We start from the raw sequence: 20,460 nt of genomic DNA, 5'->3' as shown, positions 1-20,460 counted from the left end.
GTCTGGATTATAAATCGGTTCGCGCTGACACGGGCGCCAACGGACGTGGTAAGATGGTGTCAAAACGTTTTGGGAGGAAGGCGTATGGAAGCGTATCCATTGGGGACGCGGCGCGTTGCGCAGATTGGCATCATCGTGCGGGACATTGAAGCGGCGAGCGCCGCTTGGGCGAAGCTCCTCGGCTGCGACGTGCCGAAGTGGCACTGGACCGAGGCGTACGAGCAGGCGCGGACGGAATACCAGGGACAACCGACCCAGGCGCGCGCCAAACTCGCGTTTTTCCGCCTCGAGAACCTCGACATCGAGCTCATCGAACCCGACGAACATCCCAGCACCTGGCGCGCCTGGCTCGATGAACACGGCGAGGGTGTGCATCATATCGCCTTTGAAGTCGACGGCATGGTCGCCCACACCGAGAGCATGATCCAAGCGGGGCTTCCGCTTCTCCAGCGAGGCGAATACACAGGCGGCCGATACGCGTACTTCGACGGCGCGTCGTCTGCGCGAGCCGTGATTGAACTGCTGGAAAACGACCGCCGTTGAGGCGCCTTGGAGGTGAACTGGGATGGGACGGATCGAAAGCGCATTCGATCTCGGCTTCATCCGAGGCATGACCTTTGGCTTCGTCGGCCAGCACGGGACGTGGGGAACCGACGAGGCGCGCGCATCGATGCGTGCGCTTGCCGAACAGCCCTTCAACTGGGTGACGCTCGCCTTCGCGGGCCTCATGGAGCACCCCGGCGATCCCGCCATCGCGTATGGGCCTCCGGTCACCGTGAGCGACGACGAGATTGCGTCGATGGCGGAGCTTGCCCACGCACTCGGGCTCAAGGTGTGCCTGAAGCCGACCGTGAACTGCCGAGACGGGACGTGGCGAGGCGAGATCCGGTTCGAGAAGGAACACGGCCCGGATCTCGAGTCCTGGGAAGCGTGGTTTGGGTCTTATTCCGACATGATGGCCCACTACGCGCATGTGGCGAAGCGCACGGGTTGCGAGATGTTCTGCGTGGGCTGCGAGATGACGACTGCCGAGCCACACGAAGCCATGTGGCGCGAGACCATCGCGCGCGTGCGAACCGAGTACGACGGCCTCGTGACGTACAACTGCAACCACGGGCGCGAGGAGCACGTGCGCTTCTGGGACGCGGTCGATCTCATCTCGTCGAGCGCCTACTATCCCATCGACCGGTGGCGAGATCGCGTGCCTGTGCTCCGCGAGGTGGCAGAGGCGCATGAAAAGCCGCTCTTCTTCATGGAAGTGGGGTGCCCGAGCCGCTCCGGCTCCGGCGCCTGCCCGTGGGACTACCGGCACCCAGGCGCCGTCTGTCTTGACGAGCAGGCGCGGTTCTACGAAGCCATGTTCGCCGCCATGCCCGACGAGCCGTGGTTCAAGGGTTACATGCTGTGGGAATGGCCGTGGAAGCTGTACCCGCGCGAAGCGGCGTCCGAGGACGGAAGCTACTGCATCTACGGCAAACCGGCCGAGGACGTCGTGGCGCGGGCGTTCTCGGCCATCGCAAATCGATGACGGGCACGCGGTTCGTCCGCGCCATCCGGTCGACAGGCTACGCGTCACGCGGTGACGGCCATGGCCGCCCAGCGCGCGGCGCCCTGCGCGGCCTCCTCCGGATGAGGCGCGAGCCGCAAGGGAGACCCGAAGACCGCCTCCACCGCGTCTCGCAGGTGCCGGTTCACGCGCAGCGCGTTTCCCGCGCCTGCGAGGGCGCGAGGGCCGTCCGGCCCGGACGGCGGCAGGCGGCAAAATCCCTCGTACAGTTCCTCCGCCACACCTGAGATTACGCCCCAGGCGAACGCCTCGGGCACCATGGCCGCCGCGGTCCATCGCTCGACCCGGGCGCCGTCCTCGTCGCTCAGTCTCGACCCGAAGAACGTCGGGCGCACGCGCGGAAACGGCCCGCCAGATTGGCGCCAGGCCGCAATGGCCTCGTCCAGGACGTCGTAGGTGGAACGCGTCGGCACGAGCCCGTGCAAGCGGACGACGCGATCGAAAAACGCGGCCACCAGGGCGTACGCCGCTCCGCCCGCGAGCGTCGCGGCGACCGCGAGGCAGAGCTCCCCCAGAAACGGCCGCAGTTCCGCGCCAGGCGGCAGCTCGGGCCTTCCCCGCACGCAGACCGACACCTGCGCGCCCGTGCCGATGTTCACCAGCACGCCACCCTCTTCCACGCCCACCGCGCCGAGGAAACTCGCCTGGTGATCGCCGAGCGCCACTGCCACGGGAATACCGCGGTGCTCGCCCAGGATGTGAAGATCCAGCGCCAGCTCGGGCAGGAACGAGAGGTCCATTCCGGCCGCCTGCAAGCCCTCCGCGGCAAACGTCTCCTGCTCCAAATCAAACCCGCCCATGCTGTGCGCCAGCGACGCGTGTGCCCGCGGCCGCGACAGGCCGGCGAGGCGGGCCGCAAACGCGTCCGGCAGCGTGGCGATCCACAGCGCGCCTTGGGGCACGAGGCCGTGATGCGCGAGATAGGCGTGCGTCGCAAGCCCGTAGCCAGTGTGCACCTGGCATCTCGTCAGCCGAGACAACCACTCGGCAAACGTCTCGCCTCGCGACGCCTCTTGGCCCGCACGCCGGTCCTGCCATGTGAAGAGCGGACTCACCGGCGCAACATGCGCGTCCAGATACACCACGCCGTGCATCTGCCCGGTGACGCCGATGGCGGCCACGTCCGGATGCTCCGATAACCCCTTCTCCACCATGCGCTCGGCGAGGGCCAGCATGCGCTCGGCGTCCTGCATCGACGCGAGCGGATCGTCCGTCGGCAGTTGGGCACCGTGCGGATGGGACTCACACCACACGACGCGACTCGCCGCGGTGTCGTACACCACCGCGGCGATGGAGGTCGTGCCGAGATCGACGCCGAGCGCCTTCATGACGGATCCCGCTGCCTCTCGCCCCGCAGGTCGAGCGCCAGCGCGGCCTCGTCGTAGCCGATGGGCCAGGGCTCGGGCCTTGCGGTGCGCGAGACAATGTCGACATGCCGCGCCTCGCGCGCCGAGATGTGGATGGCCTCCATGATCTCGACGACGTGCATGGCGAGATCGCCCGACGCGCGGTGCGGACGGCCGTCGCGGATGGCGAGCGCCATGTCGGCCACCGCGAGGCCTCGGCGGTTCTCCGAAAAGCCAAAGAGCGCGGGCGCAGGCGACCACGCGTCCGCACCGCGGCGGCGCACGCGCACCGTGCCGTCAAAGTTGTTGGGATCCGGCACAGCAAGAGTCCCCTCGGTGCCGTAGATCTCGATGCGCGGCAGTTCGGAGTGCCACACGTCGAACGTGGTGACGAGCACGCCCGTGGCCCCGCGCTCGAACTCGAGCAGGGCCTGCACGTGCGTCGGGATCTCCACGGGGATGCGCTCACCGAATCGATTTGGTGAGCCGATCACGCGCGTCGAAAACGTGGTCTGCGCCGTGCCCGCGACGCGTCGCACGGGGCCCATCAGGTGAACGAGCGCCGTCAGATAGTAGGGGCCCATGTCGAACATGGGGCCACCCCCGGCCTGGTAAAAGAAGTCCGGATTCGGATGCCAGCGCTCCGGCCCATGGCTCATCATGAACGCCGTCGCGCCGATGGGCTCGCCAATCCAGCCGTCGTCCAGGAGCTTGCGCGCCGTCTGGAGGTGACTGCCGAGGAAGGTGTCCGGCGCGGCCCCGATGCGAAGCCCGCGAGAGCGGGCGAGATGGACGAGCGCTTTCGCATCGTCCGCTTGAAGCGCGAGCGGTTTCTCTGTGTGCACGTGTTTGCCCGCCTCCAGCGCCTGGCGCGCAATGTCGGCGTGCGCCTTCGGCACGGTGAGATTGAGGACGAGATCCACGTCGGGATGCGCGAGGAGTTCGTCGGGCGTGAGCGCCGGAACCTGAAACTGCTCGGCGCGCGCCGCGGCCCGGTCCGCGTCGAGATCCGCCACCGCGGCCACGGGAATGCCGAATGATCGAAGGTTCTTCAGGTACACCTCGCTGATCACGCCACAGCCCATCACACCAATTCGAATCACGGGCCATCACCTTCCCCGATTTGCTTGAGATGAATCAGCACGGCCTGCCCGTCGCCCATGTGGCGCGGAATGATGAGGCCGTGGCGCATGAGCGCGTCGCCGCGAAAGCTCTCGCCGAGCGCCTCGCAGACGTAGCGCGCCTCGGGCCGCAGGCCGCGCAGGGCGAGGCGCGCCGGCGGATCCATGGGATCCGGGTACGTGCAAAAATAGGCGACGAGCGCCTCACTACCGTCCTCGGCGGCGAACATCCAGGCCGCCTCGGGCCCGTCAAACGGCGACAGCAGCCGATAGAAGTCCCCAAACTGCACGAGCTGGCGAAGCGCTTTGTACCGCTCCACCGCTTGACGCGCCTCGCGCCGCTCCGCGTCCGAAAGGCGCCGCGGATCGAGCTCGAAGCCGAAGTTGCCGCACATCGCGACGCCGGCGCGAAGGGCGAACGGCGTCACGCGCCCCATCTGGTGGTTGGGCACGGCCGACACGTGCGCGCCCATCGCCACCGGCGGATAGACGAGGCTCGTGCCGTGCTGAATCTTCAGCCGCGAGACGGCGTCCGTGTTGTCGCTCGTCCACGTCTGCGGCATGTAGTGGAGCATGCCGAGATCGAATCTGCCCCCGCCGGAGGCACAATTCTCAAACAGCACGTGCGGAAACCGGCTGGTGAGCGTCTCCAGGATCTCGTACAGCCCGAGCACGTAGCGGTGCGCGACCTCGCGCTGGCGCTCCGGCGGGAGCGCGGCCGATCCGACCTCGGTCATCGGCCGATTCATGTCCCATTTGATGTAATCGACAGCCCCTTCTTCGATCACGCGCGACACCGCGTCCACCACGAAGGCGCGCACATCCTCGCGCGTGAGATCGAGCATCAGCTGATGCCTTCGCTCCGACCTCGGCCGATCCGCCACGTGCAGGCACCAATCCGGATGCTCGCGATACAGCTCGCTCTTCGGCGACACCATCTCCGGCTCCATCCAGATGCCGAACTGGAGTCCGAGCGCGTGGATGCGATCGGCGAGATGGCGCAGCCCGTGCGGGAGTTTGCGGGGGTGCGGCCACCAATCGCCGAGCGACGTGGTATCGTCGTCGCGCTGGCCGAACCAGCCGTCGTCGAGGACGAACAGCTCCACGCCGAGATCGCGCGCCTGCTCGGCGATCTCGACGAGATCGTCCTCGTCGAACTGGAAATACGTCGCTTCCCAGTTGTTGATGAGCACGGGGCGGACGGCATCGCGATAAGTGCCTCGGCACAGCCTCATTCGAATGGCGCGGTGGAACGTGCGCGACATGCCACCCCATCCCTCATCCGAGTACACGAGCACGGCCTCGGGCGTGACAAACCGCTCGCCGGGTTCGAGGCGCCAGGCGAAGTCGGCGGGATGGATGCCGATCTGCGCGCGCACGTTTTGCCGCATGGGCTCCATTTCGCAGGCGCCGATGAAGTTGCCGCTGTAGACGAGGGCGAACGCGCGCACCTCGCCGCAGTCCTCCGTCGTATGCGGCGCCGCGAGGGCGAAGAACGGGTTGTGCTTGTGGCCGCTCGCGCCGGAGCGGCTCATAATCTCATGCCGCCCAGGCGAAAGCGACGTCCGCTCGATAAACCGCTCGCGGATCCAGGCGCCGGACAGTTGGACAAAGTCCGCCTGCCGCAGGTCGAGATCGACAGATGCGGAGAGTGCCCGGCGCAGGACGAGCGGTTCAGTCCCCGCGTTCTCGAAACGCGCGTGGCGGCAGACAAGATCGAAGTCGCGGTAGACGGTGTAGGAGAGGATCACGCGCAGCGAGATGGCCGGATCGACCAGCGAGATCTCGAGCGTGTCGGCTTCGAAATCGGATTCGACGTAAAACGCGGGCAAGCCCGGAAGCGCCGGCTTGCCAGGTCGGATCTGGTGCGACTCGTACACGAGCTGGGACGCGTGGCTGCCGGACGGCTGCAAGACCTCGTAGGCGGGATCGCGGTGGTCGCCCGTCCCGAACGAGGGATACTCAAGGCGAAGCGAGCCGATGTCGGTGGCGCGCATGTGCTCCGGCCGCGCGTCAAGCCGCTGGCAGGCGCGCGCGATGCGGACCAGATCCGACGCGTCTTCCAACCTGGCGCCCCAGTAGACGTGCTCCAATGTGCCTTGGTCGCCGACGCGAATCACGTAGCTCGATCTCGGCGTCAGCAGGTGAAACAGGCGCTCATCCGAATGAAAGATGATGGGCATCGAAGTTCGTCCCTTCCCATTCGCCACAGGCTCGCCATGTAGGCGCGCTCTTCGGGGTGTGCCCGGCGGGCGCGAAGGCCGCAACGCCTCAGAGCTTCGCGACTTCGTCTCGCCAGTGGTAAATCGGCTGCCAACCGAGCACCTCTTTGGCCTTCCGGTTGGCGAGCAGCGTCTCGTAGCCGTTCGGGTCGACGCGGATATCGGTGACCTCGGGGTAGCACGCCGCGAGAAGCTCACCGTTCGTCAGATCCATGCTGGTCCAATCCGCGGCGATATTCAGTTTGACGCACCCTAGGCCGTCCTTCTCGACGGCCAGCCTGTACGCCACCGCGGCGTCCCGCGCATCGATGTACGACCAGAGGATATTCTTGCGCACCTCTGGCTTTTTGATGAAGTCAGGAAAGTTTCTGTACATGTGGGGCGCAATGACGTTGCCGAGCCGGAACGACACAATCTGCATGCCGTAGCGCCGATAGAGCGTCTCCGCGGTCAGCTCGTTGACCACCTTCGACAGGCCGTAGGCGTCCTGGGGCAGTTGCGGGTGATCCTCATCGACAGGCACGTACTTCGGCGCAAACGGATGTTTGGCGAACACGAGTCCATACGAAGATTCGCTCGACGTGATGACGGCCTTGCGTATGCCGAGCGATCCCGCCGCCTCCAGCACGTTGTACGTGGACACCGTGTTGAGCGCGAAGGTGGCCGCGTCCGTGCGGATGCCGACGCGAGGCAATGCGGCGAGATGGACCAGAGCGTCGGCGCCCTGAAGCACCTGATAACAGTCTCCGAGATCCGTGAGGTCCGCGAGGACAGTGGGGCACAGTTCCTCAGCGGGCGGGCGCGTGTCGACGTTCAACACGTCGTAGCCCGCGCTCAAAAACTCGCGAATGACCCACGGGCCCAACAGGCCACTTCCTCCGGTGATGACGACGCGCATCGCGACATGCCTCCCATCCTGGATGATGTGCAACCCTTGGTGCGAAGCGCATGACAACGCCTTCATTGTACACCAAGTGTGAACGGGCGGGTGCGCATGAAACGCAAAATCAAGGAGACGATGTGTTCAAGAGCGTGCGGAAAGGATGCGATGGGATGGACGCGTTTCACCAAGAGATGACGCGCATCCGCGAGCGCGGAGACGAACTGAACGTCAACGCGCACGTCGTCATGAGCGACACGGAGTGTAAAGAAGAGGCCGTTCGGCTGTTCAACGAGATCGCCAAGTCGATTCATGAAGGCGATTCAGCCTTGGAGGCGAAAGTCGTGACTACGGAGTCCGTCGAGCTCGTGGTGGCCTTTCTCAACTCGCACTTCTACAGCCCTCGCTTCAAAGTGATGGCGAAGTACAAGAACGGGGTGTTCGACATCCGGGCGAAGGACGACTTCTGGACCCAGGCTCCGGGCGAAAACGGCCTGTGGGCCGACTGGCGGGATGAAGAGCGACTCTATCACGGCGAGTTTTCCGAGCCCAAGATGCGAAGTGCCATCGAGAACGCCTTTCTGGGCTGGTATCAGCGAATGAAGGAAAACGGAAACGCCGGCCTCGCCCCACTGTGAGGCTGGCCGGCGCGTGATATCAGCGGTGAAAACCGCCGAGCGCACGTCTCGACCGTGCGGACGCAAGAGTGTGGCGCGGAACGCCCACCCATGCCCCAAGCGCCCGCGCGGCCTCAAGGTCATGGGCAAAGGCCCGCTCGACGTGGATCTCGGTGATCAGGTAGGACCACGTGGATTCTGCACCGCGGTTCAGGTTGGGACCCTGCGGCGTCAGGCCGTCGCAACAACTGCCGTCGGTCGGATCGGCCATGGGCACCCCTTTGTCGTTTTCACCGTAGAACCAGCGCTGGCACTCGGCCGTAAGCCGCCGATAGGCCTCGTCACCCGTCGCCCGCCAGGCCGATTCGCACGCAATGGCGAGCTGAGCGATTTCCAGCGGTTGCTGGTCCCAGATGGCTGTGAAGCCAGGCGCCGCGAAGCCGCGGTTTCCAATGGGCCGTAACCACCCCTCCGGCGCCCGCATGCGGGCGAGGAGCCCGTCGAGTGAAGCTTTTGCAACTTCTTTCCATCTCGCCTCGCCGGTGAGCGCATAGGCTTCGAAGAGCGCCCAGGGCATGACCGCGTTGTCGTACGTCATGCGGTCCTCGAACCAGGGCCAGTCGCTGCGCGCGTGTGCCTCGAAACGCGACACGAGATCGCGCGCGCCGCGCTCTACGACGCCCGGCAGGCGCTGACGGACAAAGGCCCAGAACTCGGGCACCGCATCTTCGGGAGCATCGGCTCCCTCTGCATGGCGCAACAGCCGCGCGGCGGCCGCCACGACGTGGGCGACGCCGCGCGCGTGCGTGAGCCCGAAAGCCGCCTCGAATCCCCTGCGCAGCACTTGCGCGTAGGCCGTCAGCCGGGCCGGATCGCGCTCTTCGCACATGCCCACTGCGAGTGCGTACACGGATCGCCCTTGGCAGTCGTCCGACGGAACTTCCAGCTCAAAGCGGCGATCGTACGAGACGTTGTTGTGAAACCAGCCGTCCGGCTTCTGGACCCATGCCAAAAACGCGAAATAGATGTCGATGAGCCGCGCGAGATCGGCCGCCTCCGCCTCCAGGCCTCGCTCGCGGGCGTAGTGGAGCCACTCGTACGCGAGCCAGAAGGCACGCGCGTTGTCGTCGGTGGAATACCCTTCCTGACGGCGAGGAATGCGGCCAATCGCGTGCTCAATGAGCCCTGTGTCATCAGTCATCCGGCGCAGGTGATCCAGCGAAACCGGCAGCCCATCAGTGTGCGATGACCGCAAATCCCTTCACCCCCGACGCGCGATGGCGAGCCCGCAGGGCGACGTCCTGGAACAACTGCCAATGGCGCTCGCCCACGCGCGGCCACGTCATGTCTGCGCCAATCGCCGAAATCCGCTCGGCGTACTTCGCGCGCACATCGCGGTTGGTCAGGACTTCCACAGCCCGATCCGCCCACGCGCGCGTGTCCCCGTAGGGCACGAGCAGTTCCGGCACGTCCTTCAGAAGGTCGCGCGCGTACGCGTACGGCGTCGTCAGCACGACCTGCCCCATGCCGACCGCGTAGGCCAGCGTCCCGCTCGTGATCTGCTCCATATTCGGATACGGTGTGACGTAGAGATCCGCCGCCGTGATGAGGTCCACGATGTCGGATTCCGACATGTACCGGTTGAGCATCACGACGTGATGGTCCAAGCCGAGGTCGTGAATCCGCCGCATGAGCGACTCGCGATACGCCTCGCCCTCGCGCTTGACGATTTCCGGGTGCGTTTGCCCGGCGATCACGTACAGCGCGTTCGGGACCTCGCGCACGATATCCGGCATCGCGTCCAACATGAACTCAATGCCCTTGCTCGGACCGAGCAGCCCAAACGTGACGATGACCGCACGGTCTTGCCAGCCGAACTGCTTGCGCAACTCGGCCCTTGGCGTCACGGATCGCACCGGCGTCCCGTGCGGAAGATAGTGGATTTTCGACGGCGAGATGCCGAAGGCGTCGACAAGATAGTCGATGGCCTGGCGATTCATCACGACGATGTGATCGCTTCGCTCGGCAATCTCCTTCTGCACTTCGCGATAAGGCGACATGGGCTTTTGAAAGACGGTGTGAAAGGTCGTCACGAGCGGTTTGTCCAGTGCGTCGATGAAGTCGAGGATGTACGACCCTGCTTCGCCGCCAAAGATGCCAAATTCGTGCTGCAGGGAGACCACGCCAATTCGGCTGTCGTTCACTCGCCGCGCGATGCGCGCATAATCCCGGCGCTCATCCCGGCGAAGGAACCAATACGACCGGTTGTAGTTCTTCACATCTTCATCCGGGGCCAACATGGCGATGACCTGATCAGCCGCGGACGGTCCCGCCGCCCGGCGAACGCTCTGGCGCAAATGGTGAGTGTATGTGGCAAGTCCGCATTTCCGGGGGACATAAGTGCTGACATATCCGATTTCCAACGTCATGCACGCACCACCTCCTGTGTGCTGTCTGGCTCCGAATCGCGACGGTTTCCAATACATGACTGTGCGCGAGTACCTGCGGCTAGTATGCATCGAGGAAGCGCAGGGGAGAGCAGTTGACGGACACACCGCGGTGGAACGTCATGGTGCGCGAGAAGGCAACACCCTGTTAGCACTCGTTGAAGTCGGCTGCTAATATTGTAATCCCGTTGACGAATTCTCGCAACGCCACTCCCACCTCCAAACCTTTTCATCTCTGACCCAGCCATGGCGCGCGGCTGAAACGGCCGCGCTTCCCGCAATGTCCACTCCACTCTACCGGTAGGGCCCAACCGCGCACCGGTTCTCTCCCTACCTCTTCCTTCATCTTATCAGAATCCATAGGAAATATCCACTAGAAAAGCGAAGCGAAGCGGCGTGCCGTCGCACACCGCTCCGTGTTGAACGATAGATTCCAAGCACAACGCCTGGCGCGCCTCAAGGAAGCGCGACGCTTGCCGTCGCCCGCCCCGCGCGCGGCGCGGAAAAACGAACCTCGAGGAAACTTCCCGGCGCGCCGCGCACCACCCATTCCACATGCGCCCGCTGATGCGCCGGCAGGCGCCCGTTACCGTAAAACCCGTACCCATCGAGGTGATCCAACTCACACGGCGATGCACCTGCAAGGACCTCCGACGCCCCATGCAACTCCGCGCGGATGCCCTCGAGTGCCAGATCCTTCCCTTTCTTCGTGCTCGTCGTCGGCAAGAAGCCCGCGTTCGCCACTTCCGCCATCACGCGGTACACGCCCGCCGCAACGGGTTCCACGGACAGGCCCGTCACGATAAGTCGAGCCGTCGTCAGGCCCAGCCGCGTGAGAAACCGGCCGACGCGATCGCATTCTTCTTCTAGCAACGCGGGCGGCGGATTCTGAATCACGAACTTGGGATCTAAGCCGCCAATCTCCACGCGCCCGAAATCGGGATGGTCAAACGGCGTCCAAGGCGTATACGCATCGGGAAACTCGCGAGCCACGTAGTCGACGACCTTGCGCTCGTCCTCGAGCCGCTCCTCCACCGTCAACGACATCATCCTGCGCATGCCGATCTCGCCGTACCCTCGCGCCCCAGCGCGCCGGCGCAGATCCCAGAGTTCCACCGTAAAACTGAGCACGCCCAGGTGATCATACATCCAGTCGTCCGCCGCGCCGGGCATGAGGACGGCCTCGTGGCCCGTCGCAAATTTCTCGTAGTTGGAGCCTGAGAAGTACCCCGTCTCCCGCTCACCCATCCGGGCGACCTCCGTAAAGAGCGCGCGATCGAACGGAGACAAGACCGTATCGTCGCCGGTCGAAGGCTGGCGCAGAATGACGCCGCCCGAGGTGTGCAACGCGGCGTACGCGGCGATGTTCGGATGCGCCCGGATGAAATCCGCGAGCGCCCGCAACTCTGGCTCCGAAAGCGGAAACGGCCCCGCCCCCGGCTGGCCGCTCTCTCCGGCCCAGCGGATCGGGAAGTTCCGGTTGAAATCCATGCCGTACAGGCGCACATCCCGCGCAGAGGACGCAGCCGGTCGCGCCCCGCCTTGCGACGTCCGCACGATCCGGCCTTCGGGGAACAGATGGTAATACACACCACCTATCTCACCGGGCTGCCGTGGGCGCATCACGCGCGGGTCGATCTCGTCGACAGCGTAGGCCCCGTCCTCCGCCGGCGCGCGCATCCACAGAATGCGCCCGTCGCCGTTGACATCGTCCTCGACAAAGCCGTCGGGTGGCAACGTGTGCGGGTACAGGTGCGGACTCGAACGAAGCCTGGCGGGCGTGGTGAGATACACCTCCGCGCCGTCGACCGCAATGCGCGGGATGGCGTAGACGGTGCGCGTCCGAAGCAACTCGCGCACGGCCGGATCGCGATCCCGCTCTTCAACCAGGCGCTCGATCCAATACACGACGGCGCTCGATGCGCACACCTCGCCCGCGTGAATGTTGCCGTCGACCAGGACGCCCGGCTTGTCGAGGGCCGATCCCGTCGCCGCATCCGTCAGCGCGACGGCGAAGAGATCTCGGCCGAGCCGGCTCTTCCCGATGATCTCGAGACGAACCAGATCCGGCGCCAAGTCGGCGAGTCGGCGCAGCCGTTGGACGAGTTGCGAGTAGGTCATGTATGCCGCCGTCGGCACGCGCCTCACTCCTTCGAGCGCCCTCGGGACGCGTCCAGCTCGAACGACGTCTTGTGCAGGCGCACATTCGGGTTTTTGTCCAACAGCCACTGCATGGCGAATTCCGTCTGGAACAAGAGCACCGTGCGCCCATCGCGATCGCGCACGACGAGCGTCGCGTATCGGTCAAACTGGAGGTGTTCGACGGGCTCGTCGGACTCCAGCCACCGTGCGAACTGATACGGCAATCGGATCAGCTCGACGTCGACGCCGTACTCGTGCTTCATGCGGTAGACAAACACGTCAAACTGAAGCTGGCCGACGGCGCCGAGGATCAGGTCCTCCGTGCGGTTGGCCTGGCGAAACACCTGCACGGCGCCCTCCTCGGACAACTCAGCAATTCCCTTGTGAAACTGCTTGTATTTCATCGCGTTCGGGACGGACACCCGCGCAAAGTGTTCTGGCGAAAATGAGGGCAGCGGCGGGAATTCCAGACTGCCTCGCTCGGCGAGCGTGTCGCCGATGCGGAAGAGCCCGGGATCGTGAATGCCGATGATATCGCCCGCGTACGCCTCGTCGACGGTCTCACGCTCCTGGCCGAAGAACTGTTGGGGCTGCGTAAGCGCAAGGCGCTTTCCCGTGCGGACGTGCGTCACGGTCATGCCGCGCGCGAACTTGCCCGAGCAGATTCGGACAAACGCGACGCGATCCCGGTGAGCGGGATTCATGTTGGCCTGAATTTTGAAGACGAAGCCCGTGAAAACGGGATCGTCCGGGCAGACCAAGCCGGCGCTGCTCTCGCGCGGGCCGGGTGCGGGCGCGAGCTGAATGAACGATTCGAGAAACGACGCGACGCCGAAGTTGGCAATCGCACTGCCGAAGTACATCGGCGTCAGCTTGCCCTGGCGGACGAGATCCGCATCAAACGGGTCGCCGGCGACATCGAGCAGTTCAATGTCGTCTTTGAGCTTTTGCCAGAGCGATTCGCCGAGCACTTCAGCGAGAGCCGGATCGTTCAGGTCCGGCACTGGCACGCGCGTCTCGTCTGCTCGGCTCGTGAAGCGCTCGAACCGCCCTTCCATGCGATGGTAGATGCCCTGAAAATCAGGTCCCATGCCGATGGGCCAAGTCACTGGACAGGAGCGGATGCCGAGCACGCGCTCAATTTCCTCCATCAGCTCGAAGGGATCCTTGCCGTGGCGGTCCAGCTTGTTGACGAAGGTGAAAATGGGGATGCCGCGCATCCGACAGACTTCGAACAGCTTGATGGTCTGCGGCTCCACGCCCTTCGCCGCGTCGATGAGCATCACTGCGCTGTCCGCCGCCGCGAGCGTCCGGTACGTGTCCTCGCTGAAATCTTCGTGGCCCGGCGTGTCGAGCAGATTCAGGCGACACCCCATGTAATCGAACTGCAGCACGGTCGACGTGACCGAGATGCCGCGCTGCTTCTCAATCTCCATCCAGTCGCTCGTCGCGTGCCTCCGCGCCTTCCGCCCCTTCACCGCGCCCGCCTCGCGGATGGCGCCGCCGAACAACAGCAGCTTCTCGGTCAACGTCGTCTTTCCTGCGTCTGGGTGCGAGATGATGGCGAACGTTCGACGGTTCGCATAGCGCGAGCCCGCGTCGAGGAGCGCCTGCTTGGGTTCTAATTCCACGGACATTCTTCACCGCGCCCCTTTCATCCGACGTGATCCGGTGCGTATCACTGATGACCCAGGACTGGATGCGGCACGTAATTCTCTTCGAGTTCGGCGATCTCGTCCTGCGTCAGCTGAAGCTCGAGCGCCGCCACAGCGTCCTCGAGGTGATGGAGCTTCGTCGCGCCGATAATGGGCGCCGTCACGAACGGCTTCGACAACACCCACGCCAGCGCCACCTGCGCCATCGGCACCCCGCGCCGTTCCGCCACGGCCTTGACCCGTTCGACGATGCGCCGATCGCTCGCCTCCGTCAGCGCGTACAGCTTGCGCCCGAATTCGTCAGTCTCCGATCTCGCCGTGCGCGTATCCCAGTCCCGCGTCAGTCGGCCGCGCGCAAGCGGGCTCCACGGAATGACACCGATGCCATCCGCCTGGCACAGCGGCATCATCTCGCGCTCCTCCTCGCGATACAGGAGATTGTAGTAGTTCTGCATCGACACGAACTTCGTCCACCCATGCAATTCGGCCGCGTGCTGAAGCTTCAGGAACTGCCACGCGTACATGGAAGAGGCCCCGATGTAGCGCGCCTTGCCCGCCTTCACGACGTCGTGCAAAGCCTCCATCGTCTCCTCGACCGGCGTGTTCGGGTCAAACCGATGGATCTGGTACAGGTCCACATAATCCGTGCCCAGGCGGCGCAGGCTGTTGTCGATCTCCTCGAGGATGTGTTTGCGCGAGAGCCCGCCGCCATTTGGCCCAGGCCGCATGCGCCCGTGCACCTTCGTGGCGATCACGACCTCGTCCCGCCTGGCGAAATCGCGCAGCGCGCGGCCGAGGATCTCCTCGCTGGCGCCCAGCGAGTACACGTTTGCCGTATCGAAGAAGTTGATGCCGAGATCGAGCGCCTTCCGGATGAACGGGCGCGCCTCCTCTTCCCGCAGCACCCACGAGTGCGTGCCTCGCTCCGGATCCCCATAGCTCATGCATCCGAGGCAAATGCGCGAAACCTCGAGCCCCGTCTTGCCGAGGCGCACATACTGCATCTGTGGTCACTCCTCTCAGACGTGTTGGGAGATGACGCTCATTTTGTTGAACGGATAGACGACAAATTCCGCCTCGCCCACAATCATGGAGCGCGGCACGAACTTGTGCACCCAGAGCCTGCTGTCGTCGGAAATGGGTCGGTTGTCGCCGAGCATAAAGTAGCATCCTGGAGGAACTTTCCACGTCCCGACGACCGTGCCGTTGTACTTCGAAATATCCGGATTGTTCTCGACGAGCTTCTTGCCATTGATATACACGGCATTGGACGTCACCGTCACCGTGTCCCCAGGCAGGCCGATCACGCGCTTGACGAAGAGCTCGCTCGGATCGTCCGGCCAGTGAAACACGACGACCTCCCCGCGGTGGATGGGCCAAAGCTCCGTCGCCAGCTTGTTGACAATCACGTATGCGAAGTTCCGGGAGCTCGTCGCAGGGATGGTGGGGTACATTGAAGCGGAGGGCACCCGAGCGGGGCTCACCACCCACATCCGAAGCGCCATGGCGATGGCCACGCCAATCAGAATGGGCAAAAACAACCCAGAGAACCAGCTGCGCTTCGGCCTCTCTTCCATCGGTTGTCGCTGTTCCACGTTGCCACTTCCCTGCTCTGTCATGTCCGAAGCTACGCGAAAGGCCGCCTCGGCAGTCGACCAACATTATACGACATCCACATGGCCTTCACATCGAGAACTTCGCCCGGACCGGGATCTCAATCTACCGCAATTCCGTACGCGCTTCCGCGGACAACCACCACCGCGTCCGCGCTCTGCGCAGCGAAGAAAAATGCGCCCTGGGGCGCCCGCGCCACGCGGCCGGAAGGATCCTCGATGTATTGCCGACTCACGATGTACGTGTGGCCGGCGTGATCCATCACCAAGCTCGAGGCGGGCACAGGTGAGGGCAACCGGCACAGCGTCGTCCACGCGCGGCCGTCAAACGCACGGACGGCCACGGCCTCCCCTCGGGCGTTAAGCGCCGCGCAATCAACGGAATTCCCAGCGCCGCGAATCAGCGCCACCTGAGAAGCCAACGGGCGAAGGAGTCCTTCGCGATCCGCCCACAGCCGATGATGCGCGTCCACGACGTACAACGTGAGATCCGTGGCACTGTAGTAAGCCTGGCGGATCGAGAGGTCGCCGATGGATTCCACGTACATGTGCTCATTTGTGTCAAAGTAGTAGACCTGATTGCCCCACGGGCCGGCGAAGATGACGTACAGGTCGTTCGTGTAGCCGCTCCAGGCCATAGCGTGGCACACCATGCCCGCGGGCGGATGAAGGGAAGCGATAAACCTCAGCACGTGGTTCCACACGTCGTACGTCTCAAGCTGCCCGGCGCCCGTGAGAAGGAGGATGAGCCTGTCGCTCACCCACGCCGCGCTTGCCAAGCCAGACGAGAAGCGAAGCCGCGCCACGCTGTTGCCCGTCCGCAGCTCGAACACCCAAAGCTCGCCCTTCGGTTCGATGGCGAACGCCGCCAGGCGGGAAGGGCTCGGTTCCCATGCCAGCGCGCGCTGCAACGCGGCAGTCTGCGCGCGAAGGGGAATCTGCAGGATGGGCTCCTGCGGTGGCTCGTGGACCACTACGGTGTGCCAACGGACAGGCGCGGGGCGACTGCGCGCGGCTTCCTGCGCTCCCCACAGCACGGCTGCGGTCCCCGCCAGAATGGTTAGGTACATACCCAGCCGCTTCAGCTTCACACGCCTACCTCTTTCGCGCTATTTGACGATCACGGCCGTGCCGACGTATCGCTCGCCCAGGATGTCCGTAGGCTGGTTGATCAGGTGTCCATCGTAGATCAGCGTGGCGGACGAGCCGCCGTCCAGGTTGGCCGCCGTGACGGCCCCGAGCGCAATCATGAGGCGCGCGATGTCCCCGAGGCTCGCGCCGATATCCGCAGGCCCGTGGAGCTCGCGTCCGTCCGTCACCATGAGGATGACCGTCCCGTCCGCCGTTTGCCCTATCGCCGTGCGCGGCGCATAGCCCCAGTCGCCGGCACCCTGGATCTGGTCCACGCCATGTTCCACGAGCGTCGGCCCAAACATGAGCGCCTGCGTCACGCCCATCGCCTGCAATTCGGCGAGCGTGTAGGTGCCTGAGATGAGGCGCCCATCCGCCGTGAAACCGACGATGCTTTCGGAACCGCTCGCGCGCTTGAGAATCCGCCCGTTGCTGATCACGATGCCTTGCACAAGTCCTCCCGTCCCGCGCCAGTTGATGTCCGTGAACGATCCGCCGTTGATGCCCGCGACCGCATGCCAGTCATTCACGAATTGTTCGACCGTTTCGCCCACGTCGCCGGGATAGCGCGTCTCTACAATTTCGACGCGCCGCGGATCCCGCACCCACAACACGTACGCCGTGAAGGTCGGCTCGTGGATCACGGACAGCCGCGTCCCGGAGGGAGGTTTGGGCGGTCTGTACAGGGGAGCGCCGAAGACCGGAGCATCAAGCCTCGGCAGCGGACGCGACGGACTCGCCACGCGAACCACGCGGTCCCGCTCGACTGGCTTGGGCACATTCCACCGGTACACAAACGAAGCTACACAACCGACAAGCGCCAAATACATGACCGCGGCCAATGCCGCCGCGCGCTTCTTTGCGATCACGCCCGCTCACCTTCGTCACGCCCACGGCCTTGTGGGCGCGATTGCACCATGCTTCATTTCGCCAGGACGAGGTCGAATCCCTGCCCAACTGTGGTCGCCGCGCTCCTCCGTAAAACCGGGCGCGTGGCAGGACAGCCGTCCATCCACGCGCCCGATCTTACTTCTTCTTGCCGAGTTTCACCCGTAGCTTTTCGCCCGGAATGCGTTCTTCTCGCTCTTCCGTCGGCAGCGTCTTGTTGGCGTCGTTGTGCAGCGGTTTGGACTCGTGTCGACTATTAGACACCTTCATCCCCCCTTCGGCGTTAGTATGCCGCAGCCTTTGAAATGCCCGCAGGTGAATTCAAGGCAGGTGTCAAAGACATGCATGGGCGCGAAGAGATAGCATTCGAGAGGAGGCATGTCATGTCCACCGCAGCGTACACTCTGGATTCCACGCACATCGTCTATTCGCTCGCGCCATACCATCCCCCCGCCCTGTCCGTTCCCGAGGGCGCGGTGGTGCACATCGAGACGTGCGACTGTTTCGAAAACCAGATCGAGCGAGAAGACCAGGACTTTGGCACGCTGGATTGGAGTCGCATCAATCCCGCGACCGGCCCCGTCTACGTAGAGGGAGCGGCGCCGGGAGACCTTCTCGCGGTCCACATCCTGGACATCCAACTCGCCAAGCGCGGCATCATGACCACCGGCCCCGGCCTCGGCGTGATGGGCGACCAACTGTCCGAAAATGCCATTCGCTTCGCCGAGATCGATCAAGACCAGGTCGTCCTGCCCGGAGGGGTGCGTGCGCCGCTGAGGCCGATGATTGGCGTCATCGGCGTGGCTCCCGCTTGCGGCGAGGTCCCGTGTGGCACACCTGGCGATCACGGCGGAAACATGGATTGCACGCGCATCACGGCAGGTGCGGTGCTGCTGCTCCCCGTCTCCGCCCCGGGCGCCCTGTTTGCACTCGGCGATCTCCACGCGGCCATGGGCGACGGCGAAGTTGGCGTGTCGGGCGTCGAAATCGCAGGCCGTGTGACGGTGCGGCTGAACGTGGTGCGCGGCGCGAGCTGCCCGGCGCCCATGGTGGTGTCTCCGGACGATGTGAGCGTCATCGCCTCTGCAGCCACCTTAGATGAGGCGGCCGAGTTGGCGACGAAGCGGGCCGCCACCTGGCTCTCGGCCGCCGCTCGCCTCCATCTCGCCGACGCCGCCATGCTGCTGAGCGCGGCCGGGCGACTCCGCATCTGCCAAATCGTCGATCCGCTCAAGACGGCGAGGATGGAGATCGACCGCAGGTTGCTAGAACAACTCGGGGTGCCTCTCCCCGTCTGAAACCAGACGGCGAACGCGCCCGCGCTCGCCGTTTTGTCATGTTATCTATCATATCTTCTTGATAACCCCAACCTTGACCCCCATAATGGAATCATCTATGACATTTAGACAGGAGTGGGTCGCCTTGTGGACGCTTCTTCGGCGCAATCGGGACGTGGAAGGCGGGACGCCGCCTCATCTTCCCCTCATCGCGGAACTCCTGGCCGCGATTCGCGTGACGGCAGACAGGTTGGACGCCACCACGGCCGCCGTCGGCCAATCCGTCCGGGAGCTCGTCTCCCTCGCAGATCGCGCCGAATCGACCGAAGTCCGCACGTGCGAGCGAGCCACCGTCGCTGTCGAAGAACTCGACGCATCGGCCGCGCACGTGATGGCCGCGCTCGAAACGTTTTCGGACTCGCAAGCCTCCATGGAGCGCATCGCGCGCCGTGCAGAGGATCTCGAAGAACGCGTCCCCGCCCTCTTGGAGCACGTCCAGGAAGCCATGCGCACCCTGCGAAAGCTTTCCGCCGCCATCGAGGAGAATCATTCGCGCGTGTCAGAGATGCTCACGGGCCTGGATCGCATCCGCACCGTGCACGAAGCCATCCGCAGCATCAGCGAGCAGACCTCGCTCATCGCGCTGAATGCAACCATCGAGGCCGCGCATGCTGGCCATCACGGCCGCGGTTTCGCCGTGATTGCGGACGAGGTGCGCCGCCTGGCGGAACAAGCGAAGGACGCACTCCGGCACAGCGCAAACAATTTCGCGAACATCCGAGCTCAAGTCGACGCCCTAGCGGCCATCGGCGCCGAAGCCCAATCGGCGTCCCATGTCGCCACCACGGCCCTGCGCGAGTTCGAGAGCTTCTTCGCCGCGACGCGCGACGAGGTAGCGCACATGGCCTCTGACGCGAAACACACGCGCGGAGAGGCGGATCGAGCGTTCCATCATTTGGCCGACGCAGAACGAGGCGTAAGACGGGCGCAGGCGTCGATGCGAGACGCCGCTGACGATCTCGTCTCGCTCATGGCGGAAAACGCGGCCACCCGCCAGCAAGTGGACAAGCTGACGCAAGTCGCCTCCCATTTGCGAGAGACGGCCGACGAGCTGTCTGGCGAGGTTGCGGAATTTGAGTCGTTTGTGCCCACATCGGCGCCTGCCGTCGACGCGGAGGACTTGGAAGCGCTGAAACGCGAGCTCGCGCTCGCGTCTTCCCGTCTCCGCGCCGCGGACCTCGAACGAGAATCGGTCCAGTGGATCCTTCTGGAGCTCAAGACCAAGCACAACCTGGGATCCATCTGGTTGAATCGCGCGGACGGATCGTTCGTATTCTCCGATCCTCCCGCGGGTCTCCTGAACGCCTCGCAAAGGGCGTGGTTCCAGGCCGCCCTGGCTGGGGAGTCGTACATATCCGCGCCCTACCTTTCGGCGCAAAGCCGCAGGCGATGCATCACGGTGAGCGTACCGATTGTCCATGACCAAAAAGTGGTTGGCTGCATCGGAGCAGATGTGTATATTTAGAAGGGAGAGCGATCCAGCGAGCAAGGTGG

Annotated in this window: 18 protein-coding genes; 5 read left to right on the top strand and 13 right to left on the bottom strand. The window is 64.6% G+C overall.

The features are described 5' to 3' along the window. Positions 1 to 84 precede the first annotated feature (84 nt). Together TC41_RS03540 and TC41_RS03535 are read left to right on the top strand one after the other, a co-directional pair. Positions 85 to 543: a VOC family protein gene (locus TC41_RS03540; protein WP_014463629.1), complete on the top strand. Its 459-nt coding sequence runs from the start codon at positions 85 to 87 to the stop codon at positions 541 to 543. A 22-nt stretch (positions 544 to 565) separates the two neighbouring features. Next, on the top strand, positions 566 to 1,528 hold the full coding sequence (locus TC41_RS03535; protein ID WP_014463628.1) for a glycoside hydrolase family 113: 963 nt from the start codon (positions 566 to 568) through the stop codon (positions 1,526 to 1,528). Between the two features lie 44 nt (positions 1,529 to 1,572). Here TC41_RS03535 and TC41_RS03530 read toward each other — a convergent pair whose 3' ends face one another. The 4 genes from TC41_RS03530 to TC41_RS03515 all read right to left on the bottom strand — a co-directional run bounded on the left by TC41_RS03530 (position 1,573) and on the right by TC41_RS03515 (position 7,154). Beyond that, a complete protein-coding gene (locus TC41_RS03530; RefSeq protein ID WP_014463627.1) occupies positions 1,573 to 2,895 on the bottom strand; it encodes a sedoheptulokinase in 1,323 nt (440 codons plus the stop codon). Next, complete coding sequence (locus TC41_RS03525) at positions 2,892 to 4,016, bottom strand: Gfo/Idh/MocA family protein (RefSeq protein ID WP_014463626.1); 1,125 nt, start codon at positions 4,014 to 4,016, stop codon at positions 2,892 to 2,894. Before TC41_RS03525 ends, TC41_RS03530 begins: the two co-directional genes overlap by 4 nt. After that, complete coding sequence (locus TC41_RS03520) at positions 4,013 to 6,217, bottom strand: alpha-galactosidase (protein ID WP_041694982.1); 2,205 nt, start codon at positions 6,215 to 6,217, stop codon at positions 4,013 to 4,015. The genes TC41_RS03525 and TC41_RS03520 overlap by 4 nt, the downstream gene beginning before the upstream one ends. A gap of 88 nt (positions 6,218 to 6,305) precedes the next feature. Beyond that, positions 6,306 to 7,154: an NAD-dependent epimerase/dehydratase family protein gene (locus TC41_RS03515; protein WP_041694981.1), complete on the bottom strand. Its 849-nt coding sequence runs from the start codon at positions 7,152 to 7,154 to the stop codon at positions 6,306 to 6,308. Between the two features lie 155 nt (positions 7,155 to 7,309). Between TC41_RS03515 and TC41_RS03510 the strand changes: the two genes are divergently transcribed. Then, entirely contained in the window at positions 7,310 to 7,774 is a 465-nt protein-coding gene (locus TC41_RS03510) for a hypothetical protein (protein WP_041694980.1), read from the top strand. A 19-nt stretch (positions 7,775 to 7,793) separates the two neighbouring features. Here the strand turns inward: TC41_RS03510 and TC41_RS03505 are convergent, their stop codons facing one another. The 9 genes from TC41_RS03505 to TC41_RS17005 form a co-directional block, all read right to left on the bottom strand. Further along, positions 7,794 to 8,954, bottom strand: coding sequence for a hypothetical protein (locus TC41_RS03505; protein ID WP_014463622.1), 1,161 nt, complete (start codon positions 8,952 to 8,954; stop codon positions 7,794 to 7,796). A 34-nt stretch (positions 8,955 to 8,988) separates the two neighbouring features. Then, positions 8,989 to 10,182, bottom strand: coding sequence for a glycosyltransferase family 4 protein (locus TC41_RS03500; protein ID WP_041694978.1), 1,194 nt, complete (start codon positions 10,180 to 10,182; stop codon positions 8,989 to 8,991). Between the two features lie 474 nt (positions 10,183 to 10,656). Then, the gene (locus TC41_RS03495; protein WP_237700024.1) at positions 10,657 to 12,339 is read right to left on the bottom strand and encodes a M14 family metallopeptidase; all 1,683 of its coding nucleotides are present in this window, start codon (positions 12,337 to 12,339) and stop codon (positions 10,657 to 10,659) included. A 5-nt stretch (positions 12,340 to 12,344) separates the two neighbouring features. Then, positions 12,345 to 13,979, bottom strand: a complete 1,635-nt coding sequence (locus TC41_RS03490; RefSeq protein ID WP_014463618.1) for a peptide chain release factor 3 — start codon at positions 13,977 to 13,979, stop codon at positions 12,345 to 12,347. A gap of 41 nt (positions 13,980 to 14,020) precedes the next feature. Beyond that, positions 14,021 to 15,001 (bottom strand): aldo/keto reductase, encoded by a 981-nt coding sequence (locus TC41_RS03485; protein WP_014463617.1) that lies wholly within the window; start codon positions 14,999 to 15,001, stop codon positions 14,021 to 14,023. A gap of 15 nt (positions 15,002 to 15,016) precedes the next feature. Continuing rightward, the gene (lepB, locus tag TC41_RS03480; protein WP_237700023.1) at positions 15,017 to 15,592 is read right to left on the bottom strand and encodes a signal peptidase I; all 576 of its coding nucleotides are present in this window, start codon (positions 15,590 to 15,592) and stop codon (positions 15,017 to 15,019) included. Positions 15,593 to 15,711: 119 nt separating this feature from the next. Further along, positions 15,712 to 16,701: a hypothetical protein gene (locus TC41_RS03475; RefSeq protein ID WP_014463615.1), complete on the bottom strand. Its 990-nt coding sequence runs from the start codon at positions 16,699 to 16,701 to the stop codon at positions 15,712 to 15,714. Positions 16,702 to 16,719: 18 nt separating this feature from the next. Continuing rightward, positions 16,720 to 17,610, bottom strand: a complete 891-nt coding sequence (locus TC41_RS03470; RefSeq protein WP_014463614.1) for a phosphodiester glycosidase family protein — start codon at positions 17,608 to 17,610, stop codon at positions 16,720 to 16,722. Positions 17,611 to 17,767: 157 nt separating this feature from the next. Then, positions 17,768 to 17,893 (bottom strand): hypothetical protein, encoded by a 126-nt coding sequence (locus TC41_RS17005; protein ID WP_008336890.1) that lies wholly within the window; start codon positions 17,891 to 17,893, stop codon positions 17,768 to 17,770. Positions 17,894 to 18,012: 119 nt separating this feature from the next. On the opposite strand from TC41_RS17005, the gene TC41_RS03465 reads away from it, so the two are divergent. Then, the gene (locus TC41_RS03465; RefSeq protein ID WP_041694977.1) at positions 18,013 to 18,927 is read left to right on the top strand and encodes an acetamidase/formamidase family protein; all 915 of its coding nucleotides are present in this window, start codon (positions 18,013 to 18,015) and stop codon (positions 18,925 to 18,927) included. Positions 18,928 to 19,051: 124 nt separating this feature from the next. Continuing rightward, on the top strand, positions 19,052 to 20,431 hold the full coding sequence (locus TC41_RS03460; RefSeq protein WP_041694976.1) for a methyl-accepting chemotaxis protein: 1,380 nt from the start codon (positions 19,052 to 19,054) through the stop codon (positions 20,429 to 20,431). Positions 20,432 to 20,460: the final 29 nt, after the last annotated feature.

Source organism: Alicyclobacillus acidocaldarius subsp. acidocaldarius Tc-4-1, from assembly GCF_000219875.1.
GTDB lineage: Bacteria > Bacillota > Bacilli > Alicyclobacillales > Alicyclobacillaceae > Alicyclobacillus > Alicyclobacillus acidocaldarius_A.
This window is presented reverse-complemented; position numbering and strand designations above follow the sequence as displayed.